Source organism: Streptococcus sp. HMSC077D04 (assembly GCF_001808785.1).
GTDB classification, from domain to species: domain Bacteria; phylum Bacillota; class Bacilli; order Lactobacillales; family Streptococcaceae; genus Streptococcus; species Streptococcus mitis_BX.
Genome location: NZ_KV794527.1, coordinates 20,777 through 44,030, shown reverse-complemented (window position 1 = coordinate 44,030; position 23,254 = coordinate 20,777). Strand labels below are relative to the sequence as shown.

The window sequence follows — 23,254 nt, the reverse complement described above, 5'->3', positions numbered from 1 at the left end:
ACCGAACCTTCTCTCACTTTCTTATTTCAAGGTGAGAAGCTGAAAACCTCCACTGGAGGTTTTCACTCCCAAAAGTCATCAAAGACAGTGATGGGCAGGTGGCGTTTATGTTGACCTTTGTACCACCAGTTTTCGATAGTCTCTTGGGCTTCTGGGCTGATTGTTTTGCCTTCTAGGTAGTCGTCAATCTCTTCATAAGTGACTCCGAGTGCTACTTCATCAGCTAGGCCTGGTTTATCTTCTTCTAGGTCTGCTGTTGGGATTTTTTCATAAAGGGCTGGGTCTGCACCTAGTTCCTTCAATAATTGTTTTCCTTGGCGTTTATTGAGGCGGAAAAGGGGTAAAATATCTGCACCACCGTCACCAAACTTGGTAAAGAAACCTGTGATATTTTCCGCAGCATGGTCTGTCCCAATGACCGCTCCGCTATGGGAACCAGCAAGGGCATACTGAGCAATCATACGACTACGAGCCTTGATATTCCCCTTGTTGAAGTCCGAAACAGGACTACCTGTCGCTTCAACTGCAGCTGTCATGGCGTCAGCTGATTCCTTGATATTCACAACCAAGCTGACATCTGGTTGGATGAATGCTAAGGCTTTTTGAGCATCTGCTTCATCAGCTTGCACTCCATAAGGCAGACGGACAGCGATAAATTTATAGCTGTCGTCTCCCGTTTCTGCTCGCAGTTCTTCCATAGCTAATTGAGCTAAACGTCCTGCTAAGGTTGAATCTTGTCCCCCAGAAATCCCTAATACAAAGGTCTTTAGGAAGGGGTGTTTTTTCAAGTATCTTTTTAAGAAATCAATAGAACGACGGATTTCTTCCTGGGCATCAATCACTGGTTTGACACCCAGCTCTTGGATAATCGTTTCTTGCAAACTCATTCTTCTTCTCCTTCACCAAGGGCTTCCTTGCGCATTTTGTCAATCAAGTCCATCTTGTCTTGCCATACATCACGCGCCAAATCCACTGGATAATGCTGAGGATTGAGCACGCGCTTGTATTCATCCCAAAGCTTGTCAAATTCCTTACGAGCATAATCCTGAATCTCAGTCAAGCTAGGCAGGTTGTAAATCAATTTTCCGTCTTTGAAGATATCCACTAAGAGAGGAACAGCGTCAAAATTACGAACCGTCTTCTTGATGTAAGTATAGGTCGGATGGAACATCTTGATTTCTGTCATGCTGGCAACATCTACGCCATCATAAGTGATATAGTCTCCTTCTGACTTGCCTTTTTCACGACTGGTAATGCGCCACACCTGCTTCTTACCTGGTGTAGACACTTTTTCAGCATTATTTGACAGCTTGATGGTATTGCGCATCTGGCCATTTTCATCTTCGATTGCAACAATCTTATAAACTGCCCCAAGAGCTGGCTGGTCATAGGCTGTAATCAGCTTAGTTCCCACGCCCCAGACATCAATCTTGGCCTTTTGCATCTTGAGGTTGAGGATGGTATTTTCGTCCAAATCATTTGAAGCATAAATCTTAGCCTCTGTAAATCCAGCCTCGTCCAATTGCTGACGAACTTTCTTGGAAATGTAAGCAATATCCCCAGAGTCAATCCGCACACCCATAAAGTTAATCTGGTCACCCATAAAGTTAATCTGGTCACCTAGCTCACGCGCCACCTGAATGGCCGCTGGTACACCGATACGAAGGGTGTCATAGGTATCCACAAGAAAGACACAGTTTTTGTGGGTCGCAGCGTAAGCCTTAAAGGCCTCATAGTCGTTACCATAAACCTGTACCAAGGCATGGGCATGGGTCCCCAAGACAGGAATGTCAAAGAGTTTACCCGCACGCACGTTGCTAGTTCCATTGGCTCCACCAATCACCGCTGCGCGTGTTCCCCAGATAGCCGCATCCATCTCTTGCGCCCGACGTGTCCCAAACTCCATTAAAGGTTCATCTTCAATAACCGAACGAATACGAGCTGCCTTTGTCGCCACCAAGGTCTGGTAGTTGACGATGTTCAAAAGAGCCGTTTCGACCAACTGACATTGAGCTAGAGGGCCTTCCACCTGTACAATCGGTTCATTAGCAAAAACCAAGTCCCCTTCTTGGGCAGAACGAACGGTCAACTCCAACTTGAAATTGCGGAGATAGTCCAAGAATGCCCCATGATAGCCTAGCGACTCCAAATAGGCAATATCACTATCTGAAAAACGCAGGTCTTCAAGATAACTCACAATTCTTTCCAAACCTGCAAAAACCGCATAGCCATTCTTAAAAGGCTGCTGGCGGAAATACACCTCAAAGACCGCCTTTTTATTGTGAATCCCTTGGTCAAAGTAAACCTGCATCATGTTGATCTGGTACAAGTCCGTGTGCAATGTCAAACTATCATCTGGATACATACTTTTCCTACTTCCTTAACTAGAAACCCATGAAAATTTTCAAGAACTTTCATGTATTCCAATAAATTAGTACTATTATATCACATTTTAGCCTGATTGAGAAAAGAGTAACAAGCTATTCTCCACTCTCCAGTTCATCCATATCTTGTTCAAACTTTTTCTGAGCCCATTTACCATAGCTCTTAAGACCAAGATTGCCAATAAAGACCCAGGGAAGGTAAATGACATAAGTAATTGCCCAAGCAGATAGGTATTTAACGTTCAAAGGATTGTGCTGATAAATTTCTATGTTGAATTGATAATTCTGTAACATCAAAAGAGTCGTAATAGCCAAGGTTAGGAAAAAACAACCCAAAATCGTAAAATGAAAACGACTATAGTAGGTCACTCCCAGATAACGGGCACGATTAAAAAAGAAGAGAATTCCTACTATCAGAGTATAGACTAGAAAATTCGGATTAAAAAGAGATGGAGCCAACACTGCCACCAAATAGCTTAGAAGTACAAGCCCAATAAAAAGTGAAAAAGACTCTGCCCCAGCTTTATTGATTAGTTGTTCTTCTCTTTCGTCAAGTAATTGATAATGAATGAATTTATTTACCATCTTCTTCCTCCCAAAATAGTTGGTCTAGGGTTTTCCCTAAACATCTGCAAATGGACTGGCAGAGTGAGAGACTGGGATTGTATTTCCCCGCCTCTATCAAACCAATAGTCTGGCGCGTCACCCCAACAGCCTCTGCCAGTTGACCTTGAGTTAAATCAAGCTCTACCCGAGCTAATTTTAATTTTAAATTTTTAGCCACCTTCGTCCTCCTTATAATTTTAAAATGTTGCGCCTCTTTTTAACAACATTATATCATATATCTAACTTAATGCAATATATAAATGTCATTTTGTAATATTTTATTAACAAAAAACTCTCTACCACAAAATAATAGAGAGTTTTGACTTTAAATAAATTATTTCAAAATTTCAACAACATCGCTTCTTTTCTTAACCTGATAGGCCTTGATGCCCAATTTCTCAGCTGCGATTGCATTGTCTTCAATATCGTCTAGAAAGACACAATTTGTAGAATTTAACTGGTATTTATCGAGAATCCCCTTCATACTTATGTCAAGAACCCCTCATTACTTTATGATTTCATATTCTCCTTACAAATCCTTTTGGTAATAAAATCTTTGTCCTGTGTAGGGATAGTCTTGCAAAGCAAAGACTTCCTTGTAGCCATGTTTCTGATAAAAGTCTGGCGCTTGAAACTGGTAAGTATTGACAAAGGCAAAACGACAGTTTCGATTCTTAGCTTCAGTTTCTGCTTGCTGCAATAGTTTTGAACCGATTCCTTGCCCTCTCAGTTCTTCTTTTACAAATAAATACTCGATCTCTAGCCAATTTCCAAAAGTTTCTGCTATCAAACCTGCAAGGAGATTTCCCTTTTCATCTTCAACATAAAGATTAAGTGGCTCACTTTCAGCTTCTTCTCTTTTTGAACGGTTATAAAAACGAATCAGATTCCCTATTTCTTGTGATTTATGGGATTCCTTATTTTCCAATCTAAAGTACATCTAAACCTCCTTAAACACTGTTACAGCTTGATTATAATCTTATTTCAATAGACTGTCAAACTAGCAAAAACCCACCAACCTGAGTTGATGAGTCTTTAATCTATTTTCTAAATTTCCACTGGCTATAAATACCAAAACCGATAATCCAGATAGCTGAACCAATTGCTCCTACAAATGTAGACTCTTGTAAAAAGAGGGTTACAAAGACAAAGGCAAAGAAGAGCATGGTTAAAGGATTTAGGAAACGATAATGGGGCATGAGATAGCCATCCGCCATAAAGTCTGGTGACTTGCGGTATTTAAGGTGAGCCACCATAATCAAGATATAAATAGCGATATAGACACCTGATGATGATGCTGTAATCAAGGCAAAGGCATCCGAAACACCTGGCAAGACGTTGATAAAGGCTGCTAGGGCAATCAAGATTGCTGAAGCGATGATGGCATTTTGTGGCACATTGTGGCGAGAAAGAGTATCCGCCTTAATCGCCTTTAAGAATGGATTTGGTGAATCATGGGCAATCTGGTACAAATGACGACCTGTTGAATAAAGGGTTGAGTTAAGAGCAGATGCTGCTGAGGTCAAAACGACGAAGTTAATCAAGGCTGCCGCCCACTTGATACCTGCCAATTCAAACACCGTAACAAAGGGAGAATCAGCCGATGCAAGTTCACGCCAAGGAATAATGGACATAATGGCCAAGAGAGCTCCACCATAGAAAAAGACGATACGCAAAGGAATTTCCTTAACGGCTTTTGGCAAGACCTGACGTGGATTTTTTGTTTCAGAAGTTGTGACCCCGATAAACTCAATCATGAGGTAGGCAAAGAACACCATCTGGAAGGCCATGACAAAGTTGACTCCACCATTTGGGAAGAGGGAGAAATTGTCAGCAATATTAGCCAAACTTGCTACACCATGAGGTGTCTTAAAGCCTGTCAAGACCATAAAGACCCCTGTGGCAATCATGGCTAAAATAGCCACAATCTTGACCATCGCAAACCAAAACTCCACTTCTCCAAAGAGCTTAACTGCAATCAGATTGACCAAGGCTAGAATGGTCAAAAATCCAATCTCAATCATCCAACTTGGCCAGCTAGGGAACCAGAACTGAACATAGTGAGAAATGGCTGTGATTTCCGCCATACCGATAAAGACAACGGATAACCAGTAAGACCAAACTGAGAAATAACCCCAGCCCTTACCCAAATGGCGTGTGATAAAGTTGATAAAGGTATGTTGCTCAGGATCTTGGTAGAGCATTTCCCCAACCGCACGCATCATGAGGAACATAAAAGCACCAGTAATCATATAAATCAGTACAATAGAAGGACCTGTTAGGCTAATAGAGCGACCCGCTCCCAAAAAGAGTCCTGTTCCGATTGTTCCAGCGATGGCCATAACCTGCACGTGACGATTGGTCAGACCACGCTCCATCTTATTTTTTTTCTTCTTTGAACTCATAACGTCTCCAATTCTTTTTAAACCTAAAAAGGAGCAAAGAAGGATTTTTCCCTCTTTTTACTCCTTTTAATCATTAGGCTGTTTTTTCAACCTTCAAAATTTTTACATCATAGCTACCAACAGGTGTTTCAATTGTTGCTGTATCACCTGTTTTCTTGCCAATCAAGGCTTGTCCAATTGGGCTTTCATTTGAAACCTTACCTGCAAAGGCATCCGCACCAGCTGAACCTACGATAATATAAACTTCTTCTTCGTCCTCACCAATTTCTTGGATAGTGACTGTTTTACCAATCGCTACTTCGTCTTGGGCAACTGAGTCACTATTGACGATTTCAGCATAACGGATTTTTGTTTCCAAGCTAGAGATTTGTCCTTCGACAAAGGCTTGTTCATCCTTAGCTGCTTCGTATTCACTGTTTTCAGAAAGGTCACCGTATGAACGGGCAATCTTAATGCGTTCTACCACTTCTGGACGGCGGACCAATTTCAATTCTTCTAATTCTTTTTCAAGTTTTTCCTTTTCCTCAAGGGTCATAGGATATGTTTTTTCTGCCATTTTTCTCAACTTTCCTTCGATAATATTGAATCTCTATCTGAGATTCTCATTTGTGTAGTCTTAGTTTGAACTACTATTTTGAGTAAGCTTGCTATTGACGTGCTCAGCTACATTACGATCATGTTCTTCCTGTGTCACTGCGTAATAGACTTTACCATCTGTAACATTGGCTACAAAGTATAGGTTCTCACTCTTAGTTTGATTGATACTTGCTTCAATCGCGTCCTGACTTGGGCTATCTACTGGACCAGGCATCAAACCAGGTTTTGTATAAACATTGTATGGTGAATTAATCGATGTATCAATTCCAGCGTCATCTGCTAGGCTGATATTTTGACCAAGTTTCCCTTGAGCATACAAGATTGCAATATTGCTTTGAAGTGGCATACCAAGATTCAAACGGTTGTAGAAAACACCCGCAATCAACTTACGGTCTTCAGTCTTAGCTCCTTCTTTTTCAACCAGTGAAGCAATTGTTAGCAATTCATTGACTGTCAAGTTTTTAGACTTAATTGCACTATAGTGCGGAGTCAAGGTCTTATCCATAGCTGCCAACATCTCATCAATCAAGCTTTCAATAGTTGTGCTTTCCTTGATAGAGTAGGTCGCTGGGAAAAGATAACCCTCCAAACGGTAACGAGCTCCACTTTCTTTCGTTGGCAAGCTTTCGAGTAGATTTGGATATTTAGCAACTTCTTGACTGATAAAGTTGTCATCTTGCACCTTAGCCAAGAAAGCTTCCGCTGTCAAAGGTTCTTTAAATTCACCTTGTAATTGGCCTACAGCTTGGGCGATTTGATCAATGGTATATCCTTCTGGAATGGTCAAATCTGCAAGTGATGGTTCTTGAGGTTCAGCTGTACCACCTTTTTGTAGTTCTTTGATGATATCCTCTGTACTCATGCTCTTTTGCAAATTATAATATCCAGCCTTCAAATCTGAATAATTCTTATATTTAGCATAAAAAGCAAAAATCACTCCGTGTTTAATCACACCAGAATGTTCAAGTGCTGAGCCAATCTCTTGGACATTGGCTCCTTCTGGGATTTGAACCGTTACATATTCCTTAGAATTTGCATCAACTGGTAATAAAGATGATTGAACATACTGGTAACCGAAGTAACCACCTGCTGAAATCAAGGCTAGGAAAATCAGTAGAGAAATGAAGAATGCCTTCAAATGTGATTTTTTCTTCTTAACTGGTTTAACTGGCTCACGGCGACTACGTCTAGGAACTGAACCTAGGCTATCTGCCGATTCAGCTAACTCAGATAGCTCATTATCCACTGCAGGAGTACTAACTTCTTCCTGTTGTCTACTTGTTTTATACGACACCGCAACCTTTGTTGGAATCTCGTTAAATTCTTTGTCTTCGTTAAGTTTTACAGGTTCTACTTTTGGTTGAACTGGCTCGAAAACAGGTTCTACTGGTTCAACTACCGCTTCAATTTTAGGTTCTGCAACTTCTTCATTTCCTGCAATTTCATCCGAAATATTATTAGAACGTGATGGAACACCAGGAGCATTCTTTAATATTTGATCCACAACAGAAAGAGAATTAGCCATCAACTCTTCTGCTGAAGGTTCATGTTCCTGAGTTGAAGGATCTACTGAATCTTCTTGAGATAAAGGAGTTTCAAAACTTGTAATCTCGTTTTCTTGCTCACTTCTATCTTGTTTTTTTACTCTCTCTAAATCACGTAAAATTTGCTCTTTAAAGCTTAATTTTTCGTCTTCTCTTGTTTTTTCACTCAAAAGTTTATCCTCCTCGTTGACAATCCATAATATTATATCTTAAAAACGAAAGAAAAGCAACCTAGCATGCTTTTCTCGCTTATTTTTTAGCTTCCCAGACCATATCATACCAGGTTTCCCCTGCAAAGGTTGACTGAGACCGGCCTTCATTGACAAATCCATGTTTTTCGTAGTAGGCGATGAGATAGTCATGACAGGTTAGGTTAATACCTTCTCTTTCGTGTTCAAGAGCCAACTCTTTCAAGGCTGTTAATAATTTTTGACCAAGTCCAAGGCCCTGTGCTTCCTTGGCAATAGAAAGACAGGTCACAGAGATATAACCACTCGGCTCATGACTATAATCTGCTATCTTTTCTGTAAAAGACTGGTCCTGTAGATGGCGGTGGGGGCCAACTGGTCCCTCTATATAACCAATAATCTTACCCTCTTTTTCTGCAACCAGAAAAGAGGTCCGAATCTCTCGCAAATGCGCCTCAAAAACAGAGCGAGGAATGGCTTCTTCTATCGAGAAATTCTCTAGTTCAATCTCAACGATACGATCTAAATCTTCTAATCTTGCTTTCCTGATTTTCATTGTGCCTCCTAAAAAAAGAGATTAAACCAAATCATACTAAAACCTTGACTAGCTGCATAAAACGAATCTGTCTCTTCTTCATCAATAAAACCGTTCATTTCAAAATAGGAAAGCAACTCACCAGGGCTCTTCAAACGAATAGCTTTGTAATCCAGCTCAACTGCCACATCTTTCAAAGCCGCAAGAAGAAGCGTTCCCAAGCCCTGTCTCTGATGGTCAGTATCAATGACTAAAGAATGTATTTCTAGACATTTCGGATTGTGTGGATAAGGACCACCTAGAACATAGCCCAGAAGCTGATTTTCATCCCTAGCTAGAAGAAAGGTATCCGCACACTTACGGATACTTTCTTCTAAAATATGGGAAGGTTGCTGCTTTTCAGTTAGAAAAGATGAGGTATGAAGTGCCTCTATCTCAGTCAAATCAGACTTATTTGCCTGAATGATCTTAATTGGAATTTCCATGAGAACTTCCTATTGAACATTGCTTGTCAGGTTAGACAAGAGACGCTCGAATGAATATTCATAGGTTTGGATATCTCCTGCTCCCATAAAGACGTAAACAGCATTGTCATGGTCTAGGAGTGGAGAAACATTTTCAACAGTAATCACTTGGTGTTTCTTATTGATTTTATTGGCTAGGTCTTCTACCTTAACATCACCATGGTCTACTTCACGAGCAGATCCATAAATTTGGGCTAGATAAACAGCATCCGCTTGGTTCAAAGCGTGGGCAAATTCGTCCAACAAGGCAATGGTTCTTGTAAAAGTATGCGGTTGGAAGACTGCAACAATTTCCTTGCTTGGGTATTTCTGACGAGCCGCATCCAAGGTCGCAATAATTTCTGTTGGATGGTGGGCAAAGTCATCGATAATCACCGTATCATTGACAATTTTCTCAGTGAAACGACGCTTAACACCGGCAAATGTTTTCAGGTGTTCACGCACCAAGTTTAAATCAAATCCTGCTGTGTAAAGAAGACCAATAACAGCTGTTGCATTCATGATATTGTGACGACCAAAGGTTGGAATGTGGAATTGACCCAGCTCTTGTCCACGGAAGTGAACTGTGAAGGTTGAACCAGTTGTTGAACGAAGAAGATCACTAGCTACAAAGTCATTACCTTCTGCTTCAAAACCATAATAATAAATTGGTGCATCAGACGTAATCTTACGCAATTCAGCATCTTCTCCGTAGATAAACAAACCTTTGGTAATTTGTTTAGCATAGTCGTTAAAGGCATTGAAAACATCCTCTAGACTTGTGAAATAGTCTGGATGGTCAAAGTCAATGTTGGTGATAATAGAGTATTCTGGGTGATAAGGCATAAAGTGACGCTCGTATTCGTCAGATTCAAAGACAAAATATTTAGCATTGGCCGAACCACGACCAGTCCCGTCTCCAATCAAGAAGCTAGTATCTGTAATGTGAGACAAGACATGAGACAACATCCCAGTAGTTGAAGTTTTTCCATGCGCTCCAGCTACTCCCATGCTGACAAAGTCACGCATAAAGCTACCTAGGAACTCATGGTAACGTTTGTAGCTAATGCCATTTTGGTCCGCATAGGCAATTTCGACGTTGTTATCTGGACGAAAGGCATTTCCAGCGATAATTTCCATATCACCGTCTAGATTTTTTTCATCAAAAGGAAGAATAGTAATCCCTGCCTGCTCAAGACCACGTTGAGTAAAGTAGTACTTTTCAACATCTGATCCCTGTACCTTATGCCCCATTTGGTGCAACATCAAGGCCAAGGCACTCATACCTGATCCCTTAATTCCGATAAAATGATATGTCTTTGACATGTTTTCTCCCCTATTCCGTAATTCTTGTCAGATTCAACTCTTGGGCCACCTGACGTTCTTGTTCTTTTTGTTGATTCTTTTTATTGTAGATTTGGCTCTTCTTCAGAAAATCATAGTTGTTTTTCTTTGGGCCTGAAGTTTCTTTTGGCTCAGCTTGAGTCGAAATATTGTTCACTTCTTCCGCCAAGATGTAATGAGACTGGGTCAATTTTTGACTATATTTGACAAATTCACCAGGATTTTCCTTTTGGAAAGGCGCGGTAGGTTGATTGTCCTGTCTAACCAGACTTGGCTGAGAATGGCGTCTTGTAGGAGTAATATCCTTAGTCAGATAACTTGCTGAGCGTTTCTTTTTCAAGTCCGCACGCGCTTCTTCACGCGCCACTTCCGCATAGCTCTTTCCTTCTTTTTTAACTCCTAAACCAGCCTTCTTAGGTTTCTCTACTGACTTTTCAATCGGTTTTACTGGTGTTTCTTCAGTAATTGGGACCCACTCCAGATAATTCTTATCACGGTATTCCCCCTTGATATTACTGATAAAGTCAGACTCATCATAGAGGTCCATAACCGGCATCTCAGTCAGCATGACCTCATCATCTGAGACCAATGGAAATCGTTCTTCTCTCATTTTCTATTTCCTTTCAACACTTCATTATAGCGTATTGTCTTGATTTTTCAAGTGCTGGCTTCAGAAATTCCCAAAATTTCTCTAATTTCTGATAGGGTCAGACTGCCACGTGACTCTGTGCCGTCCAATACTTGTGACACCAGATGTTTCTTCTGTTCTTGAAGTTCCTGAATTTTTTCTTCAATGGTTCCCTTGGTCACCAAGCGATAAACCTCAACCGTTTCTTCCTGACCCATCCGATGGGCACGGCCAATAGCTTGCGCTTCCACCGCAGGATTCCACCAAAGGTCGACCAAAATCACTGTATCAGCACCGGTCAGGTTCAGACCAACACCACCTGCCTTAAGGGAAATCAGAAAGGCATCTCTCTCCCCTTGGTTAAAGGCCTTAGTCATGTCTTGTCTTTCCTTGGCTGGTGTTGAACCCGTAATTTTAAAGGAAGTCAAGCCCAAGTCTGGCAGTTCTTGTTCAATTTTCTCCAACATTCCCTTGAACTGCGAGAAAATCAAGACACGGTGTCCACCGTCTGCCACCTGTACCAGCAGGTCTCGGAGACTATCCAGTTTACCACTGGCACCCTGATAATCTTCCATAAAGAGGGCAGGAGTGTCACAGATTTGACGCAAGCGCATCAGACCAGACAAGATTTCCACCCGACTTCGCTGGAATTCCTGATCTGACACTTGAGCTAGACGGTCCCGCATCTGTTGCAACTGGGCTAGGTAGATAGCCTTTTGCTGGTCTTCCAGTTCATTCTTATAAACTACTTCAATCAAATCTGGCAATTCAGTCAGAACTTCTTCTTTCTTACGTCGCATAACGAAAGGCTTGATAAACTGAGCCACTCGCTCAGCTGGCAATTTCATAAATTCTTTCTTGCTTGGCAGAAGTCCTGGCATGACGATTTGGAAAATAGACCACAACTCACCCAGATGGTTTTCAATCGGTGTCCCTGAAAGGGCAAAAACTGACGGCACCACAAATTGTCTCAAGGTCTGGGCAATCTTGGTTTGGGCATTTTTCATAACCTGAGCTTCATCTAAGAAAAGGAAGTCAAAGACCATCCCCTGATAAAGCTCACTGTCCTGACGGAAGGTGGCATAGCTCGTCACATAGATTTGATGGCTCTCAGCAAGAACCGCTTCACGACTAGCTTTCAATCCATGAACAACAGCCACATCCAACTGTGGAGCAAATTTCTTAAATTCATCTGCCCAGTTGTAAATCAAACCTGACGGAGCTAAAATCAAAACCCGACTTTCTTTTGTCACTTGACTGGTCAAAAAAGCAATGGTCTGCAGTGTTTTACCAAGTCCCATATCATCAGCTAAAATCCCACCAAAACCATAATGATAGAGCATTTGCAACCAACGAATTCCCTTTTCCTGATAATCTCGCAAATCAGCCTGAACCTGAGTTGCTTGTCTAGGGAAGTCCTCTGGATGCGTCAAATCCTGGGCCAGATTCTGGAATTCTTGTGAAAAAGAAACACGATCTCGTCCTTCAAAGAGATGGGCTAAACTATAAGCCAAAGATTTTCGAGCCTGCAAGGCCCCATCTTTTAATTCAAACTGCCCCAGTTCCTGTAGATTTTGGCGAATTTTCTTGGTTTCTTCATCGAAAAAGTAGACTTGATTGGACGCACCAATGTAAAAATCTTGATTGGCAACCAAGGCCTGCATGGCTTGGTCAATTTCCTCTTGGGCAATATCTTGAAAATCAAACTGGATTTCCAAGAGACCTCCCTTGGAAGCAATCTGCACTTGAGGGCTTGCTAGGCTATAAATTTCTTCTAGCTTGTCTGATAGATCAACATTCCCGAGTTTTTCAAAAACTGGAATGATTTCATGGAAGAAATGATAGACAGACTCGGCTTTTAAGGCCTGACGCCAAGATTGAAAGTCTGCTTCAAAGCCCGCAGCCAAACAGACTTGGAAAACTCTTTCTTCTAAGTCCGCGTCACTCGAAAATGGCAATTCTTCTAGCTCTTGTCGACTAGATACCTTCCTGTCTCCATAATCAAACTGAATTTCTAAACGAATCCGATTATCTTCTTCCCTGTCAAAGTAGAAAGAGGGCGAAAAAGTTTTGATTTGTAGACGTTCTGGAGCTGAAACGGTGCCCATCTGGCTAAAGAGCGTTAGACAGGAAGCTAACTTATCTCGGTCACTGCTATCAAATTGCAGGTATTTCTTTCCATGTTGATCCACAGGCAGCGCTTTGATTTCCTTGAGAAGACGCATCTGCTGGTCTGTTAGAAAATAAACCTGTCCTTTATGGAAAAGCACAGCTCCCTGATAAAAGGCATTAACTCTTGGACTCTCACTGATTTCCATTTCAAAATAATCCGAGTATTCTTTTACTATAAAGGCAAATAGATTAGCACCCGCATGCAAATCCTGAAAAATCAGGGTTTGGTAGCTATCTACTTGATGGTCAAATTGAAAATGCGGCAAGGTCATCAGTAAATTCACACCCTGCTCAAAAAAGGTCAGAGGAAAAAAGAGATGCCGACCCTGGTTTTGGAAAAAAAGATCTGGACTAAGTCCTTCCTCCGTTAGTCCCCGCAAAAAAGCCAGAAGCTCTTGACTTGCCTCATCAAAGGCTTCCAAAGACAGAGATTCCTCATAAGTTTTTCCAATCATATAAGGTTTTCTCTTCTCGACGACTTTTAAAAAGAGCGGAATATCCCGAATGACATAGTATTTTTGACTATTGGTTTGCCCGATTCTCAGAGTCCACAAGATACGATTGGTTCCTGCTTCCACTTGTCCCACAGCCGATAATTCATAGGCACGTTCTGCTTTTGGAGACAAGATTCGGTCCAAAAATTTACCACCCAAGGTCACCTTGGTTTCAACGGCTTCTTTTTCTTCATGACCTTCTTCCAGACTCTGCAAGATTTCTTGGCCACGCTCATCATTTTTCAAAAAATGCTCCAGAGCTGCCAAATGCACACAGTAGCCCCTCTTTTGGAAAAAATCGCAGGCACAAAAAACCAAATCATCCTCTAAACTATAGCGCAGTTCTTCTTCTGCAACGCGAGCGTAGAGCCGATTATTCTTTTCCTTGATAATGTCAACCTTACCGGTTTCATAAAGGGCAACACCTTCGATACGGACTTTCCCCGGAATCAATTTAGCCATATTTTTACCTTTACCTTATCTTTTTATTATACCATATTTTCCCCTATGAAAATAGCCTCCTAGGAAGACTTTTCTCCTAGAAGGCTGGATTTTTAACGTTTGGCAAAAGTTGTCACAATCCGCTGACACACTTCTTGCAGTAGAGATTTAGGCATAGCTACATTGAGACGGGCATGGAGACTCCCTTCCTCTCCAAAATCCAAACCACGGTTAAGGATAACCTTAGCTTCATTTCTCAACAGCTCTTGCAATCTTTCATCAGTCAGGTCATAGGCTGAAAAATCAAGCCAAATCAAGTAGGTCCCTTGCGGTTTCATGACCTTGATTTTAGTCTCTTTACCAAATAAATCCACCACATAATTGATGTGGTCTTCAAATACTTGCTTGAGTTCCTCTAGCCAATCCTTCCCATAGCGATAAGCAGCTTCTGTCGCCAGATAACCCAAGCCTGAAATTTCATGTTGATTATTAGCCAACTGGCGTTTCTGGTAAGTCAGTCTCAACTTAGGATTTTCAATGACGGCATAGGAATTTTTTGTTCCAGCAATGTTAAAGGTTTTGGTTGCGCTGCTCAAGACAATCGCAAAATCTTTGAAGGCAGGATCAATGGTATTGAAAGAATGATGCTTGTGACCAAAGAGGGCCAAATCTTGGTGAATCTCATCCGAAACCAAGAAAACACCGTATTTCTGGCAGAGTTGGCCAATCTTTTCCAAGACTTCTTTTTCCCATACACGTCCACCAGGATTGTGAGGGTTGCAGAGAATGTAGAGTTTGACATCCTCTTCCACCAAATCCTTCTCAAGCTGATCAAAGTCAATCTCAAACAGACCATCCTTTTCCACCAAAGAATTGGTAATCAATTTGCGATTGTTCAACTTGACACTACGAGCAAAAGGTGGATAGACAGGTGTGTTAATCAGAACTGCTTCTCCTTCTTTTGTAAAGGCTTGAATAGCTGTTGAGATAGCCGGTACCACACCCTCGATAAAGACAAGAGCTTCTTTGTCAAAGTGATACCCATGTTGTGTAGCTTCCCACTTTTGAACTTCCTTAATTAACTCTTCACTGGCATAGGTATAACCATAAACCAGTTGATCAGCGTAAGTTTGCACGGCTTGGCGGATTTCAGGCAAGGCTACAAAGTCCATATCCGCTATCCAAGCTGGCAAGACTTCGCTATCCGTTTCCGCCTCTTTCCATTTATAGGTATGGTGCCCTAAACGATTGGGCAGGCTTGTAAAATCATATTTTCCCATCTTTATCTTATCCTTCTAAGGCTTGGCGCAAATCTGCAATCAAATCTCTAGCATCCTCAATCCCAATAGACAAACGCAAGAGGTCATCTGTCAAACCATAAGAATGGCGCACTTCTGCTGGAATATCAGCGTGAGTTTGCGTCGTTGGATAAGTAATGAGACTTTCTACCCCACCTAAACTTTCCGCAAAAGAGAAGACCTTAAGACTGTTCAAAATGTGAGGAATACGTGTTTCATCGGCTACTTTAAAGGAAATCATGCCTCCACGACCAGTGTAGAGAACTTCCTTAACTGCTGGAGAATCCTTCAAAAAGGCAACCACTTCTTGGGCGTTAGCTGTTGAGCGCTCCATACGAAGAGACAAGGTCTTGAGACCACGAATCAATTGATAACTGTCAAATGGAGACAAGACTGCCCCTGTCGTATTAAGATTGTAAAAGAGCTTCTCGTATAGTTCTAAACTATTGGTCACAACCACTCCAGCCAAGACATCATTGTGCCCTGCTAGATACTTGGTTGCTGAATGAAGAACGATATCCGCTCCATCTTCAATCGGACGTTGGTAGATAGGGCTGTAGAAGGTATTGTCCACCACCACTTTGGCACCCTTAGCATGAGCCAATTTGGCTAGTTTTTCGATATCAAATTCCAACATCAAGGGATTGGTTGGGGTTTCGATATAGAGAACATCCACGTCCTTTTCTAACTCGGCAATCAACTCTTCTTCTGTATTGGCATAGGTAAAATGGAAACGGCCTTCCTGCTCCACTTGGTTGAACCAGCGGAAAGAACCACCATAAAGGTCACGGACAGCCAAGACCTTACTTCCTACTGGGAAGACACTAAAGGCCAGTACAATAGCTGACATCCCTGAGCTAGTCGCTAGGGCATAATCTGCGGACTCAATAGCTGCCAAGACTTCTTCAGCCTTGCTACGAGTTGGGTTTTTGGTACGCGTATAGTCAAAACCAGTAGACTGACCAAACTCTGGGTGCTGATATGTCGTCGAAAAATGAAGCGGTGTCACCAAAGATCCTGTTGCTTCGTCTGACTTGATACCCGCCTGGGCCAAAATTGTGTTAATGTGTAATTCCTTGCTCATACAATACCTCCAAATCTATAGTAACTATTGTACCACTTATTTTCATCAACTCATTTTCTTCTTTTCAAGAGCTAGTTATAGTTTCAAACTATATAAAAAACGACAGCTTCTTTCGAAACCATCGTTTTTCTTGAAAAATCCTTATTTTACATGTTTTGCCAATTCTTCTTGGGCTTTTTTATTGGATTCTTCTTTTTCTTTCAGCCATTTTTCTTTAGCTTTTTCATATTCATCTTTTGTGACTGTTTTATCTTGTACTTTGAGGTATTTATAGGATTCGATTCCTTTATTACCAGCTAATGAATATGGTTCTGAGAAAGGAACTGTTTTTCTCAATACTGGTGTTCCCCCCTTAGAAATATTTGGAATCGCTAAAGCGCTATCTACCAACCATGCTTGGATCTCAGCATACTTTTCATAGCGTTTTGCAAGATCTTGCTCCTTATTGGCTTCTTCCAGCATTTGAGTGTAGATATCCAGTCCAACAGCCTTAGCCTTATCATTAGATTCACCAGGCTCTATACCCAGATTTTGCAACACTCCACCGCTCTTCACATTGAAAATATCAAGATAAGTTGATGGATCTTGATAGTCAGATCCCCAACCACCGTTATATAGATCGTAATCTTTCTGAGCAGCAGTCTGAGCCAGATAGCTTGTACTATCATAGTCTTCAGTGGAGAGTTGTTGAATATCAATTACAACATTATCTGCACCTAAGGCTGCTTCAATAGATTGCTTCATAGAGTTTGCCTCTTGGACACCCTTTTTAGCAGCTTGGTCAACTGTCATGTCCAAGTGAATAGGGAATTGGACTCCTTTAGCTTGGAGTTCTTTCTTAGCCTCTGCAAATTTAGCTTTAGCTTTTTCAGCATTGTAGTATGGATCTTGGGCATCTGCAAAGTTAATTCCTTGCCATTCCTTACCGTAATTAACCATCTTAGAGGCTACTACTTCACCAAAGTCTTTGCCATTGATACTTACGAAGTTTGGAGGAACGACTAGGTTACGCAAAATCTTAGTTGCACCATCCTCTCCTTGGGATTGAGCCCCGTAAGCTGTACGGTCATAGGCAAAGTTAATGGCTTGACGGAAGTTTTTATTAAGAACCGCTTCCTGAGTCGATTTCTTTTCAGCATCACTTGTCTTAGAAGTGAATTTATAAGATTTTCTATCCAGGTTAAAGTTTAAGAAATAAGAAGTGGCATCTTGCAAGCTATAGATGATATTATCCTTATTCTTTTCTTTAATCCCTTCAAAGCTTGAACTATTTGGATAGAGACGAGCGTAGCTATAAGCTCCCTCGACAAAGTTACGAGCTAGTGCATCTTGGTCACTACCATCATAATAGGCCAATTTCACATCATCTACAAAGACATTTTTAGCATCCCAGTAGTTCGGATTTTTCTTGAATTCAATAACAGATTTTGAAACAAAGGATTTCATCAAGAACGGTCCATTGTACAATATGCTAGATGGGTCTACCTTCCCAAAATCATCACCTTTTGATTTCAAGAAATCAGCGTTAACAGGGAAGAGAATGGTTGATGTTGTTTTTGAATTCCAGTAAGATTCTGGTCGTGTCAAGGTATATTGAACAGTTTGGTCATCAATCGCCTTAACACCTACAGTTGAAAAGTCAGTTGTTTTCCCGTTGATATAGTCATCCAAACCAGCAACAGAGTCTTGAACTAGGTACAAGGCTTCTGATTTTTTATCAGCTGCATACTTAAGACCAGTTATAAAATCTTGAGCAGTTACAGGAGCATATTCATCTCCATCTGCAGTATACCATTTAGCATCTTTACGCAGTTTGTAGGTATAGGTCAAACCGTCCTTAGAAACACTCCAATCCTCTGCCAAGGATGGGATATAGTTCCCATACTGGTCATTTTCCATGAGCCCATCTACCAAATTAACCACGATATCATTAGTTGTTGCACGGTTTTCTGCTAGATAATTCAAACTAGACGGATCACTAGTATAAACATAGTTATATGTTTTTGACCCTGTGCTGGAATTTCCACACGCGCTTAATAAAATACCTGCACTTAATACGACACCTGCAAGCGTTGCATACTTGGCTTTAGACTTTTTCATCTTCAGAACCTCCTGATTTAAATATTTGTCTTATTATACAACTCGTGTTTTATTTAGTCAATAGTTTTTTAAGTAAAATTTAAGAAAAATTAAATTACCATCTACGAACTTTAGCTATTATTCTACAAATTAATAAAAAAGAGAATAATTTAAGCATTCTATGATAGAAATGTTCAAATTATCCCTTTTATTTATAAATATTTTTTAAGTTAACTTTAATTTGATTCGTAAGCGATCTGCTTGGGCTTTTCCAATCACCTTATCCAATAAACGGGTACGGAGGCTCATAATTCCATAAACTCCTCCACCCATGGCACCGACAAGAGTTACATATAGAAAACTCCACAAACGCCCACTTGGTTGGAAGACAAATCCCAGTATCCACTGGATAGCACCTACGCCAATAAACATAACAAGAGTTAACAAACTGATTAAAATTGTTCTCCTAAATACCACATTACCTCTCATTCCTGTTACCCTACATAGTTCACGATAAATGAATATAATGGGGATGATAAGAGCGATTGATGTTGAAATCAAAGGACCATAACTGTGAAAAAGATAAATTGTTGGTAATTGCAAGACTAGCTTAGCAACCGAACCATAGAAAAAGTAACGGATTGCTTTACGGTTATGGAACATAGCCTGAAGCATTGGTGACAAAACCATATATACACCCAAAATGGTTGACTGCAAGACCGCAAAGATAAACAAACCTAATGCCAAACCATCTGGCTTCCCGTAAAATATGGTATAAATAGGTTCACCGACCATGACCACTCCCACTGTTGCAGGAAAAAGAAACAATAGAAGCATCGTTAGATTATCTTGAATCAATTTAGAGGCAGACCTCAAATCACCTTTCACATAGTTTTCGGTCAAAAGTGGCAAGCCTACACCACCAATCGAAACTCCTAAGGAAATTAAAATCATAGTGATTTTATTAGGATTGGCTGAGAAATAAGAAAACATGACAACCAAGTCTTCATTACTATAATTGGTAAACCAGCTCATACTATTGATAAAGGTCATCTGATCCAAAATCTGGAAAAGCTGGATAGCAGACCCTGTCAGGATAAAAGGAATGGCTTCCTTAATGGTATCGATCAAAAGACGCTTACTATTAATCTTATCTCCTTTTTCAAGGACTCTTTTAAGTAATCCTTCTTTGGCAAGGAAATAGATCAAAACTGCAAAACTAGCTACCATGCCGACAAAGGCAGCAAAGGTGGATTGGGTAACCGCTGCTAGATAATCTCCTGAGCCCATTTTCATAATGATAAAGGTAGCTAAGAGCATCCAGATAACACGAATGACCTGCTCAGCGATTTGGCTCATGGCATAAGGTTTCAGGTTATTCATCCCTTGGAAGAAACCTCGGATCACACTCATAGATGGGAAAATCAAGACCGCCCAAGCCAAGCTCTGCATGATTGGGATCAGGTCTTTACCTACACCCGACAAGTCTGCTAGCCATGGAGCAAAGAGATACAAGACTAAAGCAAAAACCAGACCTAGTCCTGTCATAAATCCTAAAAAGCTCCGAATCAGGGCAAAGCTATGCTCTTCTTCTCGCATGGTATTATACTTGGCCACTTGCTTGGCAACCGCAACTGGAATACCCGCTGTTGAAACTAGCAAGAACCAAGCATAGATATTATAGCCCATGGTAAAGAGACCATTTGCTGTAGCCGCATAAGACCCCATCCAGATATACCAAGGGATGATATAAATGGCACCGAGTAGACGACTGATAAAGTTACTAGCCGTTAGCCAAGCAGTCCCCCGTAACATCTGGGCCTGCTGGTGATTGTTTTCGTTAGACATAGATTCCTCATTTAATTTTAATAACTAGGAAAAATTCCTCATCTTCCATTATAAACTTTTCCTTGTCACTTGTAAATTTACGACTTTCGGTTTACAATAGAAAGTATGATAAAGATTGAAACCGTATTAGATATTTTAAAGAAAGATGGTCTCTTCCGTGAGATTATCGACCAAGGACATTATCACTACAACTACAGCCATGTCGTATTTGACACCATCTGCTATGATAGCCGCAGGGCCAAAGAGAAGAGCCTCTTTTTCGTCAAGGGTGCTGCCTTTAAAAAGGAATTTCTGATTTCTGCCATCTCTCAAGGTCTCGGTTGGTATGTGGCTGAAGAAGACTATGAAGTTGGTATTACTGCTATTATTGTCAGCGATATCAAGAAAGCCATGAGTTTGATTGCCATGGAATTTTATGGCAATCCACAGAAAAAACTCAAACTCCTTGCCTTTACTGGAACTAAGGGTAAGACAACAGCAGCCTATTTCGCTTATAACATCTTATCTCAAGGGCATCGACCGGCTATGCTCTCGACTATGAATACAACTTTAGATGGCAAGACTTTCTTTAAGTCTGCATTGACAACTCCTGAGAGCATTGACCTCTTTGATATGATGGATCAGGCTGTGCAAAATGATCGTACCCACCTCATCATGGAAGTCTCCAGTCAAGCCTATCTGGTCAAACGTGTCTATGGTCTAACCTTTGATGTGGGAGTTTTCCTCAATATCAGCCCCGACCATATCGGCCCGATTGAACACCCTAGCTTTGAAGACTACTTCTACCACAAACGTCTCTTGATGGAAAATAGCCGAGCAGTCATCATTAACAGTGACATGGACCACTTCTCTGTACTAAAAGAACAGGTAGAAGATCAAGACCATGATTTCTACGGTAGCCAGTCGAGCAACCAAATCGAGAATTCCAAAGCCTTTAGTTTTTCAGCTACGGGTAAACTCGCTGGAGATTATGATATCCAACTCATTGGACACTTCAACCAAGAAAATGCAGTTGCTTCTGGACTTGCCTGTCTCCGTCTCGGAGCTAGTCTTGAGGACATCAAAAAAGGAATCGCAGCAACCCGAGTTCCTGGTCGTATGGAAGTCCTCACTCAGAAAAATGGCGCCAAGGTCTTTATCGACTATGCACACAATGGTGACAGTCTCAAAAAACTAATCAATGTTGTAGAAACTCATCAAACTGGAAAGATTGCTCTGGTTCTCGGTTCGACAGGAAACAAGGGAGAAAGCCGTCGTAAGGACTTTGGCCTCCTCCTTAATCAACACCCTGAGATTCAAGTTTTTCTGACTGCTGATGACCCTAACTATGAAGACCCAATGGCCATTGCGGATGAAATCAGTAGCTATATCAGCCATCCTGTTGAAAAGATTGCCGATCGCCAAGAAGCTATCAAGGCAGCGATGGCTATCACAAGTCAAGAATTAGATGCTGTGATTATCGCAGGTAAGGGAGCCGATTGCTACCAAATCGTCCAAGGTAAGAAAGAAGCCTATCCAGGAGATGCAGCAGTCGCAGAAAATTATTTATAAGATAGTAAAAAATCAAGGGAAATGAAACCCTTGATTTTTTCTATTTTTATTTAAAAGCGTTTTTCAAACCTTCAACGGCACCTTCTACAGCATCTTTAGCATCTTCAACTACTTCTTTTGCCTTAGCAACTGTCTTTTCTACAGCGCCTTCTGCTTCAGTCTTACCATCTCCAGTAACTTTACCAAATCCTTCTTTGATAGCGCCTGTTGCTTGTTCCAATTTGTTTTCAAGTGACATATGATTGTCTCCTTTAGTTTTATTCCGATATGTGTTACCGGTTACATATAGTTTATACCGAATACTAAGGAAAGTCAAACAATGTGCTCACAAAAAAGAAATCAGGCCAAGTGGAAAGTTAATCTTTCCTTATCAAAATCGACGGCCAATTCATACTTTCCATCTTCATTTTGGACAATATAGCCCAAGACTACTAAACTGTCCACAAAGATATCACGTCGTTTCTGCATCAGTTGATCTTTTTTGAGAAATTTTAGCAAAAAAGTCGTCATATATTTGAGAGCATACTCAGGATTGACATCTCCCAAAATGTCATAGAGTTCCTGCTGTTTTTCTGTCAAAGGATACTGATGTTTGACCTTGTAAAAATAATTGGACAGAGTCATTTTTGATCTCGCAAAGTCCGTCTTTTCAACTAAAATAGCAGCATTGGTTTGATTTCGTAATTCTGTCTCAAAAGTCTGCTCCAACAAGGCTTGATAGACCGGACTATCTTCGCTGATAAAAATCTCTTGATCCAGTTCGAGACTATCGAGTGACTCCAGCATAGGAAGATTAAGGTAATAACGCTTATTTTCTCGTAGAATCAAACCTGCCTTTATATACTCTTCCATGAGTTTATCAACTGCCACATCTGAAAATTGAGCCTTGATTTCCCGTAAAATAACATCATCATGCTGGTCCAGATAGTGGATCAATTCTCTAAAAAATGGCTGTCTCGTCAAACGAGATGGATTAAAAATCTGAATCATGAAGATTCCTTTCTTTACTTTTTAACAGAGGCGATGCTGCCAATTGACTGGGATTGGTCCCGGGCTGGTTCAAAGGAACAGACAGACCTAATTCTCTGTAATACTCTCTCCAAAAATCACTAATCTCCTGCTCCCCATCCCCAAATTTCATAGGTATGGTTTCAAATATCGGTAGGATTTCTGCCATGTACTGAGAACAGTAGAAGCCAGTTCCATCTGGATAGAAAGAAGCATTGTAGGGTGCTCCTAGATGTTTGTAAGCTTTTTCCTTCACCGAATGGATATCCATTTCTGGGTAAACATAGAGATCGTACAAGTGATTGGACTCAAAGAAGTCTGCTGGTTCTTGACAAACAACACCAGCCTGTCCACTAGCGTGGTAAATCATCCCATCCAAACAAATGGCAACATGGTTATAGTTGCCTGTGGAAGTCTGGATGGCCTGTCCCATATCTGACTCATCTCTCACAAAAATCAAATCGCCATTTTCTAACATGCTTCACTCCTAGAAAAAAAGAGCCGAAACTCCTTTCGATATAAGTCAAACTAGCCTTTTCTAATTT

Annotated in this window: 22 protein-coding genes; 1 reads left to right on the top strand and 21 read right to left on the bottom strand. The window is 40.9% G+C overall.

The window, feature by feature from the left end; translation table 11 throughout:
- Positions 1–62 precede the first annotated feature (62 nt).
- From nadE to HMPREF2701_RS03650, 18 genes are all read right to left on the bottom strand, one after another.
- Positions 63–887: an ammonia-dependent NAD(+) synthetase gene (gene nadE, locus HMPREF2701_RS03730; protein WP_070482141.1), complete on the bottom strand. Its 825-nt coding sequence runs from the start codon at positions 885–887 to the stop codon at positions 63–65.
- Entirely contained in the window at positions 884–2,365 is a 1,482-nt protein-coding gene (locus HMPREF2701_RS03725) for a nicotinate phosphoribosyltransferase (RefSeq protein WP_070482139.1), read from the bottom strand. Before HMPREF2701_RS03725 ends, nadE begins: the two co-directional genes overlap by 4 nt.
- Before the next feature lie 115 nt (positions 2,366–2,480).
- On the bottom strand, positions 2,481–2,969 hold the full coding sequence (locus tag HMPREF2701_RS03720) for a DUF6773 family protein (protein ID WP_070482138.1): 489 nt from the start codon (positions 2,967–2,969) through the stop codon (positions 2,481–2,483).
- Positions 2,959–3,168, bottom strand: coding sequence for a helix-turn-helix transcriptional regulator (locus tag HMPREF2701_RS03715; RefSeq protein WP_001107500.1), 210 nt, complete (start codon positions 3,166–3,168; stop codon positions 2,959–2,961). Before HMPREF2701_RS03715 ends, HMPREF2701_RS03720 begins: the two co-directional genes overlap by 11 nt.
- 156 nt (positions 3,169–3,324) lie before the next feature.
- Entirely contained in the window at positions 3,325–3,474 is a 150-nt protein-coding gene (locus HMPREF2701_RS11205; protein WP_083281718.1) for a hypothetical protein, read from the bottom strand.
- 45 nt (positions 3,475–3,519) lie between these two features.
- Entirely contained in the window at positions 3,520–3,930 is a 411-nt protein-coding gene (locus HMPREF2701_RS03710; RefSeq protein ID WP_083281717.1) for a GNAT family N-acetyltransferase, read from the bottom strand.
- Between the two features lie 100 nt (positions 3,931–4,030).
- Complete coding sequence (locus tag HMPREF2701_RS03705) at positions 4,031–5,395, bottom strand: amino acid permease (protein ID WP_000095647.1); 1,365 nt, start codon at positions 5,393–5,395, stop codon at positions 4,031–4,033.
- A 73-nt stretch (positions 5,396–5,468) separates the two neighbouring features.
- Positions 5,469–5,951, bottom strand: coding sequence for a transcription elongation factor GreA (gene greA / locus HMPREF2701_RS03700; protein ID WP_000818768.1), 483 nt, complete (start codon positions 5,949–5,951; stop codon positions 5,469–5,471).
- A 60-nt stretch (positions 5,952–6,011) separates the two neighbouring features.
- Positions 6,012–7,706 (bottom strand): endolytic transglycosylase MltG, encoded by a 1,695-nt coding sequence (mltG, locus tag HMPREF2701_RS03695; RefSeq protein ID WP_070482137.1) that lies wholly within the window; start codon positions 7,704–7,706, stop codon positions 6,012–6,014.
- Between the two features lie 79 nt (positions 7,707–7,785).
- A complete protein-coding gene (locus HMPREF2701_RS03690; protein WP_070482134.1) occupies positions 7,786–8,280 on the bottom strand; it encodes a GNAT family N-acetyltransferase in 495 nt (164 codons plus the stop codon).
- Between the two features lie 8 nt (positions 8,281–8,288).
- The gene (locus HMPREF2701_RS03685) at positions 8,289–8,744 is read right to left on the bottom strand and encodes a GNAT family N-acetyltransferase (protein WP_070482132.1); all 456 of its coding nucleotides are present in this window, start codon (positions 8,742–8,744) and stop codon (positions 8,289–8,291) included.
- A gap of 9 nt (positions 8,745–8,753) precedes the next feature.
- Positions 8,754–10,088 carry a UDP-N-acetylmuramate--L-alanine ligase gene (gene murC, locus HMPREF2701_RS03680; protein WP_020902223.1) on the bottom strand — a complete coding sequence of 445 codons (1,335 nt, stop codon included), beginning with the start codon at positions 10,086–10,088 and terminating at the stop codon, positions 8,754–8,756.
- A gap of 10 nt (positions 10,089–10,098) precedes the next feature.
- On the bottom strand, positions 10,099–10,716 hold the full coding sequence (locus HMPREF2701_RS03675) for a divisome accessory protein ZapJ (RefSeq protein ID WP_061590321.1): 618 nt from the start codon (positions 10,714–10,716) through the stop codon (positions 10,099–10,101).
- 47 nt (positions 10,717–10,763) lie between these two features.
- Entirely contained in the window at positions 10,764–13,862 is a 3,099-nt protein-coding gene (locus HMPREF2701_RS03670) for a pilus expression-regulating Snf2 family helicase (RefSeq protein WP_061590322.1), read from the bottom strand.
- 92 nt (positions 13,863–13,954) lie between these two features.
- A complete protein-coding gene (locus HMPREF2701_RS03665; RefSeq protein WP_061590323.1) occupies positions 13,955–15,121 on the bottom strand; it encodes a MalY/PatB family protein in 1,167 nt (388 codons plus the stop codon).
- A gap of 7 nt (positions 15,122–15,128) precedes the next feature.
- On the bottom strand, positions 15,129–16,223 hold the full coding sequence (locus HMPREF2701_RS03660) for a cystathionine gamma-synthase (protein WP_070482130.1): 1,095 nt from the start codon (positions 16,221–16,223) through the stop codon (positions 15,129–15,131).
- A 141-nt stretch (positions 16,224–16,364) separates the two neighbouring features.
- A complete protein-coding gene (locus tag HMPREF2701_RS03655; protein ID WP_070482127.1) occupies positions 16,365–18,323 on the bottom strand; it encodes a peptide ABC transporter substrate-binding protein in 1,959 nt (652 codons plus the stop codon).
- Positions 18,324–18,527: 204 nt separating this feature from the next.
- On the bottom strand, positions 18,528–20,150 hold the full coding sequence (locus HMPREF2701_RS03650) for a putative polysaccharide biosynthesis protein (protein WP_070482125.1): 1,623 nt from the start codon (positions 20,148–20,150) through the stop codon (positions 18,528–18,530).
- 105 nt (positions 20,151–20,255) lie between these two features.
- Between HMPREF2701_RS03650 and HMPREF2701_RS03645 the strand changes: the two genes are divergently transcribed.
- Positions 20,256–21,701 (top strand): UDP-N-acetylmuramoyl-L-alanyl-D-glutamate--L-lysine ligase, encoded by a 1,446-nt coding sequence (locus HMPREF2701_RS03645; RefSeq protein WP_070482123.1) that lies wholly within the window; start codon positions 20,256–20,258, stop codon positions 21,699–21,701.
- A gap of 46 nt (positions 21,702–21,747) precedes the next feature.
- Here HMPREF2701_RS03645 and HMPREF2701_RS03640 read toward each other — a convergent pair whose 3' ends face one another.
- From HMPREF2701_RS03640 to HMPREF2701_RS03630, 3 genes are all read right to left on the bottom strand, one after another.
- A complete protein-coding gene (locus tag HMPREF2701_RS03640) occupies positions 21,748–21,939 on the bottom strand; it encodes a CsbD family protein (RefSeq protein ID WP_049488510.1) in 192 nt (63 codons plus the stop codon).
- Between the two features lie 101 nt (positions 21,940–22,040).
- Positions 22,041–22,691 (bottom strand): DUF1803 domain-containing protein, encoded by a 651-nt coding sequence (locus tag HMPREF2701_RS03635; RefSeq protein ID WP_070482121.1) that lies wholly within the window; start codon positions 22,689–22,691, stop codon positions 22,041–22,043.
- Entirely contained in the window at positions 22,675–23,187 is a 513-nt protein-coding gene (locus HMPREF2701_RS03630) for a YiiX/YebB-like N1pC/P60 family cysteine hydrolase (RefSeq protein WP_070482120.1), read from the bottom strand. Before HMPREF2701_RS03630 ends, HMPREF2701_RS03635 begins: the two co-directional genes overlap by 17 nt.
- Positions 23,188–23,254: the final 67 nt, after the last annotated feature.

Excerpts from the sequence above, each read along its gene's own strand:
- HMPREF2701_RS03725 (WP_070482139.1), bottom strand. The coding sequence starts at position 2,365 with ATGTATCCAGATGATAGTTTGACATTGCACACGGACTTGTACCAGATC.
- HMPREF2701_RS03635 (WP_070482121.1), bottom strand. The coding sequence starts at position 22,691 with ATGATTCAGATTTTTAATCCATCTCGTTTGACGAGACAGCCATTTTTT.
- HMPREF2701_RS03690 (WP_070482134.1), bottom strand. The coding sequence starts at position 8,280 with ATGAAAATCAGGAAAGCAAGATTAGAAGATTTAGATCGTATCGTTGAG.
- HMPREF2701_RS03640 (WP_049488510.1), bottom strand. The coding sequence starts at position 21,939 with ATGTCACTTGAAAACAAATTGGAACAAGCAACAGGCGCTATCAAAGAA.
- greA (WP_000818768.1), bottom strand. The coding sequence starts at position 5,951 with ATGGCAGAAAAAACATATCCTATGACCCTTGAGGAAAAGGAAAAACTT.
- HMPREF2701_RS03665 (WP_061590323.1), bottom strand. The coding sequence starts at position 15,121 with ATGGGAAAATATGATTTTACAAGCCTGCCCAATCGTTTAGGGCACCAT.
- murC (WP_020902223.1), bottom strand. The coding sequence starts at position 10,088 with ATGTCAAAGACATATCATTTTATCGGAATTAAGGGATCAGGTATGAGT.
- HMPREF2701_RS03675 (WP_061590321.1), bottom strand. The coding sequence starts at position 10,716 with ATGAGAGAAGAACGATTTCCATTGGTCTCAGATGATGAGGTCATGCTG.
- HMPREF2701_RS03710 (WP_083281717.1), bottom strand. The coding sequence starts at position 3,930 with ATGTACTTTAGATTGGAAAATAAGGAATCCCATAAATCACAAGAAATA.
- HMPREF2701_RS03685 (WP_070482132.1), bottom strand. The coding sequence starts at position 8,744 with ATGGAAATTCCAATTAAGATCATTCAGGCAAATAAGTCTGATTTGACT.
- HMPREF2701_RS03670 (WP_061590322.1), bottom strand. The coding sequence starts at position 13,862 with ATGGCTAAATTGATTCCGGGGAAAGTCCGTATCGAAGGTGTTGCCCTT.
- HMPREF2701_RS11205 (WP_083281718.1), bottom strand. The coding sequence starts at position 3,474 with ATGAAGGGGATTCTCGATAAATACCAGTTAAATTCTACAAATTGTGTC.
- HMPREF2701_RS03655 (WP_070482127.1), bottom strand. The coding sequence starts at position 18,323 with ATGAAAAAGTCTAAAGCCAAGTATGCAACGCTTGCAGGTGTCGTATTA.
- nadE (WP_070482141.1), bottom strand. The coding sequence starts at position 887 with ATGAGTTTGCAAGAAACGATTATCCAAGAGCTGGGTGTCAAACCAGTG.
- HMPREF2701_RS03720 (WP_070482138.1), bottom strand. The coding sequence starts at position 2,969 with ATGGTAAATAAATTCATTCATTATCAATTACTTGACGAAAGAGAAGAA.
- HMPREF2701_RS03660 (WP_070482130.1), bottom strand. The coding sequence starts at position 16,223 with ATGAGCAAGGAATTACACATTAACACAATTTTGGCCCAGGCGGGTATC.
- HMPREF2701_RS03650 (WP_070482125.1), bottom strand. The coding sequence starts at position 20,150 with ATGTCTAACGAAAACAATCACCAGCAGGCCCAGATGTTACGGGGGACT.
- HMPREF2701_RS03630 (WP_070482120.1), bottom strand. The coding sequence starts at position 23,187 with ATGTTAGAAAATGGCGATTTGATTTTTGTGAGAGATGAGTCAGATATG.
- HMPREF2701_RS03705 (WP_000095647.1), bottom strand. The coding sequence starts at position 5,395 with ATGAGTTCAAAGAAGAAAAAAAATAAGATGGAGCGTGGTCTGACCAAT.
- HMPREF2701_RS03645 (WP_070482123.1), top strand. The coding sequence starts at position 20,256 with ATGATAAAGATTGAAACCGTATTAGATATTTTAAAGAAAGATGGTCTC.